The organism is Streptomyces sp. SID5643 (assembly GCF_009872555.1).
Lineage (GTDB): Bacteria > Actinomycetota > Actinomycetes > Streptomycetales > Streptomycetaceae > Streptomyces > Streptomyces iakyrus.
In genome coordinates, this window is the sequence record NZ_WWIC01000222.1 from 1 (window position 1) to 1,629 (window position 1,629).

The window sequence follows — 1,629 nt, forward strand, 5'->3', positions numbered from 1 at the left end:
GGTTGATCAGCCGGACGGCGAGCAGGGAATGCCCGCCGAGTACGAAGAAGTCGTCGTCCACCCCGACTCGTTCAAGGCCCAGGACCTGTGCGAACACCTCGCAAAGGACCTTCTCCTCGTGGGTGGACGGCTCCCGGCCCGAACCTGCGGCGCCGGAGTAGTCCGGGGCGGGCAGGGCCTCGCGGTGCAGCTTGCCGTTCACCGTCAACGGCAGCGCGTCCAGCACCACCACCGCCGAGGGGACCATGTGCTCGGGCAATCGGGCGGTTGCGAACTGCTTTATGAGCGAGGGCAGTTCCTCTGCGTCCGTTTCGTCGGCGGGTACGACGTAGGCGACCAGCCGCCTGTCGCCCGGAGTGTCCTCACGCGCGACCGCCGCCGCCCGAGCCACCCCGGGATGTGCCAGCAACGCCGCCTGGACCTCACCAGGTTCGATCCGGAAACCACGGATCTTGACCTGCTCGTCCGCACGGCCGAGGTACTCCAGTTGGCCGTCGGCCGACCACCGCGCCACGTCCCCCGTCCGGTACATCCGCGCACCGGACGCGAACGGCGACGCCACGAACCGCTCCGCCGTCAGACCCGCACGGCCGAGATAGCCGCGAGCCAACTGCGTACCCGCGACATACAGTTCGCCCGCCACGCCCACCGGCACCGGCGACAGCCGCTCGTCCAGCACGTACAGCTGTGTGTTCGCCACCGGGCGCCCGATCGGAACGGACTCCCCGACCTCCTGTCCCGGTCGCACCTCGAACACGCTGCATCCGACGACCGCCTCAGTCGGTCCGTACTCGTTCACGACGACCGAGTCCGGCGACCGCTCCAACCACTCGCGGACGACGGCGCCCGGCAGTGCCTCACCACCCACCACCCAGGTGCGGGCGGAGGCCGTCGTGTGCTCGTCCGCGAGCATCTCGGACAGCACCGGCAGATGTGCGGGGACCACCTTGGCAAGCCCGAACTCATCGCTGGCGCGGATCAGTTCGGCCAGGCCTTCAGCACCGCCGACCGGACTGACGACGACGGCCGAGCCGGAGATCAGCGGCACGAGCACACTGGTCACGGTCAGGTCGAACGCGAGTGACGAGTGCAGGGGGGCGCCACCGGTCCCCTTCCCGTACGCGTCCGCCGCCCACGTCACATAGTTGGCCAGGCCTCCGTGGGTGACCGCCACGCCCTTCGGGCGTCCCGTCGAGCCCGAGGTGTAGATGACGTACGCCAGACCGTCCCGCTCCACCGCTACGCCGGGAGACGTCGCCGGAGCGGCCGCCAGCTGCGTCGCGGTCAGCGGATCGTCCAGCGCCACCAGGCGCCCACGGCCGGCGGGGAGTTCGTCGAGAATCTCCTCCGTCGTCAAGGTCAGCACCACACCGCTGTCGCGCAGCATGAAGCCGATCCGCTCCGCCGGATACTCCGGATCCATCGGCAGGTACGCCGCCCCGGCCTTCCACGCGGCCAGGATCGCGGCGACCGTATCGATCCCGCGTGGCAGGCACAGCCCCACGATCGACTCCGGGCCGACGCCCTGGCTCACCAGGAACTGGGCGATCCGGTTCGCGCGCTCGTCGAGTTCCGCGTAGGACGTCTCGACGCCCTCGGCGACGACCGCCACCGCGTCCGGCGTCCGCG

At 70.4% G+C, this 1,629-nt stretch carries 1 protein-coding gene; it reads right to left on the reverse strand.

The features are described from left to right. A partial coding sequence (locus GTY56_RS24940; protein ID WP_161367564.1) for a non-ribosomal peptide synthetase occupies positions 1 to 1,629 on the reverse strand: 1,629 nt, incomplete at both ends.